The organism is Quadrisphaera sp. DVD1, from assembly GCF_058932755.1.
Genome location: NZ_JBZYWI010000210.1, coordinates 1 through 3967, shown reverse-complemented (window position 1 = coordinate 3967; position 3967 = coordinate 1). Strand labels below are relative to the sequence as shown.

The 3967-nt window shown below is 73.6% G+C and carries 4 protein-coding genes; 3 read left to right on the top strand and 1 reads right to left on the bottom strand.

The window, feature by feature from the left end; genetic code table 11:
- The coding region (gene miaB / locus AC5FZL_RS15895; protein ID WP_493619853.1) for a tRNA (N6-isopentenyl adenosine(37)-C2)-methylthiotransferase MiaB at window positions 1-1467 on the bottom strand (1467 nt) is incomplete at its 3' end.
- Between miaB and AC5FZL_RS15890 the strand changes: the two genes are divergently transcribed.
- From AC5FZL_RS15890 to AC5FZL_RS15880, 3 genes are all read left to right on the top strand, one after another.
- Window positions 1466-2194, top strand: coding sequence for a YqjF family protein (locus AC5FZL_RS15890; protein ID WP_493619854.1), 729 nt, complete (start codon window positions 1466-1468; stop codon window positions 2192-2194). The two genes, miaB and AC5FZL_RS15890, sit on opposite strands and share 2 nt — an antisense overlap.
- A 102-nt stretch (window positions 2195-2296) precedes the next feature.
- The gene (locus AC5FZL_RS15885; RefSeq protein WP_493619852.1) at window positions 2297-3064 is read left to right on the top strand and encodes an amino acid ABC transporter ATP-binding protein; all 768 of its coding nucleotides are present in this window, start codon (window positions 2297-2299) and stop codon (window positions 3062-3064) included.
- Window positions 3065-3081: 17 nt separating this feature from the next.
- Window positions 3082-3967 (top strand): glutamate ABC transporter substrate-binding protein (locus tag AC5FZL_RS15880; RefSeq protein ID WP_493619851.1); only part of this gene is annotated, 886 nt, incomplete at its 3' end.

Sequence of the window (3967 nt, the reverse complement as noted above, 5' to 3'; positions counted from 1 at the left end):
GGGCACCGCGCCGGGCACCCCGGCGTGCGCGCCGGTCCGCACCGCGTCGGCCACGAGGTGGTGCGGCGCCGCGTAGGTGACGGTCACCTCGACGACGTCCCCCGGGCGCGGCAGCTCGGCGTCCACCGGCAGGCCCACGTGCACGAGCCGGTTGTCGCGGGCCCGGCCCGAGAGCCGGGCGGTGGCGCCGTCCTTGCGGCCCTCCCCCTCGGCGACGAGCACCTCGACCACGCGACCCACCTGGGTCTGCGCCTCGGCGGCGGAGATCCGCTCCTGCAGGGCGATGAGCCGCTCGTAGCGCTCCTGGACCACGGCCTTGGGCACCTGGTCGGCCATCGTGGCGGCCGGCGTCCCGGGGCGCGGGGAGTACTGGAAGGTGAAGGCGGAGGCGAACCGCGAGGCCTCGACCACGCGCAGGGTCTCGGCGAAGTCCTCCTCGGTCTCGCCCGGGAAGCCGACGATGATGTCGGTGCTGATCGCGGCGTCCGGGATGGCGGCGCGCACGCGGTCGAGGATCCCCAGGAAGCGCTCGGAGCGGTACGAGCGGCGCATCGCGCGCAGCACCCGGTCCGAGCCGGACTGCAGCGGCATGTGCAGCTGCGGCATGACGTTCGGGGTCTCGGCCATCGCGGCGATGACGTCGTCGGTGAAGGACGCCGGGTGGGGGCTGGTGAAGCGCACCCGCTCCAGCCCCTCGATGCCGCCGCAGGCGCGCAGCAGCTTGGCGAACGCGCCGCGGTCGCCGAGCTCGACGCCGTAGGTGTTGACGTTCTGGCCCAGCAGCGTCACCTCGACGACGCCGTCGGCGACGAGCGCCTCGACCTCGGCGAGGACGTCACCGGGACGGCGGTCGCGCTCCTTGCCGCGCAGCGCCGGGACGATGCAGAACGTGCACGTGTTGCTGCACCCCACGGCGATGGAGACCCAGCCGGAGGCCGCGGACTCGCGCGCCGCCGGCAGCGTGGAGGGGAAGACGTCGAGGGACTCGAGGATCTCCAGCTGCGCCTCGCCGTTGTGCCGGGCGCGGTCGAGCAGCGCCGGCAGCGCCCCGACGTTGTGGGTGCCGAAGACGACGTCGACCCAGGGGGCCTTCGCCACGATCGTGTCGCGGTCCTTCTGCGCCAGGCAGCCGCCGACGGCGATCTGCATGCCCGGGCGCCGGGCCTTGACCGAGGCCAGGTGACCGAGGTTGCCGTAGAGGCGGTTGTCGGCGTTCTCGCGCACCGCGCAGGTGTTGAAGACCACGACGTCGGCCTCGCCCGCCTTCGCGGCCTCGTCGTCGGCGCGGACGTAGCCGGCCGTCTCGAGGAGCCCGGCCATCCGCTCGGAGTCGTGGGCGTTCATCTGACAGCCGTAGGTGCGGACGGCGTACGTGCGGGACTGGACCACCGGGCAAGGATAGGTCGCCGTGAGCACCCCCGAACCGGTCGATCCCGCCGCCCCGGTGCTGCGCGGCCCGGTGATCATGGGCCAGGCGTGGCGGGACCTGACCTTCCTGCACTGGGCGGTCGACCCCGAGCGCGTGGCGCCGCTCATGCCGCCGGGCGTGCGGCCCGACGTCGTCGACGGCGCCACGTACGTCGGGCTGATCCCCTTCCGCATGGTCGGGGCGGGCCTGGGCCGCGGCCCCGGGGTGCCGTGGGCCGGCACGTTCCTCGAGACCAACGTCCGGCTCTACAGCGTCGACGCCACCGGGCGCCGCGGCATCGTCTTCCGCACCCTGGAGTGCTCGCGCCTGGCGGTGGTGCTCGGCGCGCGCGCCTCCTTCGGCCTGCCGTACCGCTGGGCGCGGATGGCCTTCGACGACCGGCCCTCGCCGGCCGGGCCGGGCGCGGCCGTGCCGGGCCGCCAGGTCGCCTACGCGACCCGCGGGCGGGGACGCCGGTCGGGCGCCTCCAGCCGCGTCGTCGTCGAGGTCGGTGACCCCCTGCCTCCCGGGGAGGACGCGCTGGCGGCCTTCCTCACCGCCCGCTGGGGCCTGCACGAGGCGCACCTCGGCCACACCTGGTACGTCCCGAACGAGCACGAGACCTGGCCGCTGCACGCCGCGCGCGTGCTGGCCCTGGAGGACGACCTGGTCGCCGCGGCGGGACTGCCCGAGCTCGCCGGGCGGGCGCCGGACCACGTGGCCTTCTCCCCCGGCGTCCGCACCCGCTTCGGCCTGCCCGGCGACGCCCGGACGCCGCGCCGCTGACCGCTCGGGGCGGCCGCCGGCCAGATCTCGATGCGGTCACGTCAGGGTGGTCACCCACCTCGGCTCGTGACCATCCCTTTGCCTGAGCGCTACGTTGCCCGCATGACCGTTCCGACCGCCCGCGACGCCGCGGCGCCTCCCCTGGTGGTCCTGGACGGCGTCAACAAGCACTTCGGCGCCCTGCACGTGCTCAAGGACATCGACCTCACCGTGGGCCGCGGTGAGGTCGTCGTCGTCATCGGCCCCTCCGGCTCCGGCAAGTCCACCCTGTGCCGCACGATCAACCGGCTGGAGACGATCGAGTCCGGCACGATCACCGTGGACGGCGCGCCGCTGCCCGAGGAGGGCAGGGAGCTGGCGAAGCTGCGCGCCGACGTCGGCATGGTCTTCCAGTCCTTCAACCTCTTCGCCCACAAGTCCGTGCTGGACAACGTCACGCTGGGGCCGGTCCAGGCGCGAGGGCAGAAGCGGGCCGACGCCGAGCGGCGCGCCCGCGAGCTGCTGGAGCGCGTCGGCGTCGCCGACCAGGCCGACAAGCTGCCCGCCCAGCTCTCCGGCGGCCAGCAGCAGCGCGTGGCGATCGCCCGGGCGCTGGCGATGGACCCCAAGGTGATGCTCTTCGACGAGCCGACCTCGGCCCTGGACCCGGAGATGATCAACGAGGTCCTCGAGGTGATGGTCGCCCTGGCCGCCAGCGGGATGACCATGGTCGTCGTCACCCACGAGATGGGCTTCGCCCGCCGGGCCGCCGACCGCGTCGTGTTCATGGCCGACGGCGAGATCGCCGAGGTGGCCACGCCCGAGGAGTTCTTCACCGCCCCGCGCTCCGCGCGCGCCCGGGACTTCCTGTCCAAGATCCTGACCCACTGACCGACGGAGGACCCACCATGAGGAACGCGCGCACCAGCGCCCTGGCCGGCGCGGCCGTGGCCGCCCTGCTCCTGACCGCCTGCGGCGGTGGCGGCGACGACGACGGCGGGGACGCCGCCGCCGAGCCCAGCGCCTCGGAGGCGCCGACCTTCGAGGCCGGCACGACGATGGCCGAGATCGCCGAGCGCGGCACGATCACGGTCGGCACGAAGTTCGACCAGCCCGGCTTCGGCCTCAAGGGCCTGTCGGGCGACCCCGAGGGCTTCGACGTCGACATCGCCGAGTACATCGCCGCGCAGCTGGGCGTCGACGCCGAGGGCATCACGTGGGTCGAGGCGCCCAGCGCCCAGCGCGAGGACCTCATCGTCAACGGCGACGTCGACCTCGTCGTGGCCACGTACACGATCAACGACAAGCGCAAGGAGCGGATCACCTTCGCGGGCCCGTACTACGTCGCCGGCCAGCAGATCATGGTCGGCGCCGACGAGGACCGGATCTCCGGGCCCGAGGACCTCAAGGCCAACCCCGACGTGAAGATCTGCTCGGTGGAGGGCTCCACCCCCGCGGAGAACATCCGCCAGTACCTGGCCTCCCCCGACCAGCTCGTCCTCTTCGCCGGCTACGACGAGTGCGTCTCGGCGATGCAGACCGGCCAGGCCCAGGCGCTGACCACCGACAACGTCATCCTCACCGGGTACGTCGCGGAGAACGAGGGCGAGTTCAAGCTCGTCGGCGAGCAGTTCACCGAGGAGCCCTACGGCATCGGCATCACCAAGGGCGACGTGGCGATGTGCGAGTTCGTCAACGACGCCCTCGCCTCGGCCGCCGAGGACGGCTACTACGAGGAGTCCTGGAACGCCACGGCCGGGCAGTACGAGGGCACCGAGCTGCCCGAGCTGCCCG

Coding starts and splice junctions, on each gene's coding strand:
- AC5FZL_RS15885 (WP_493619852.1), top strand. CDS start 2,297: ATGACCGTTCCGACCGCCCGCGACGCCGCGGCGCCTCCCCTGGTGGTC.
- AC5FZL_RS15890 (WP_493619854.1), top strand. CDS start 1,466: ATGGGCCAGGCGTGGCGGGACCTGACCTTCCTGCACTGGGCGGTCGAC.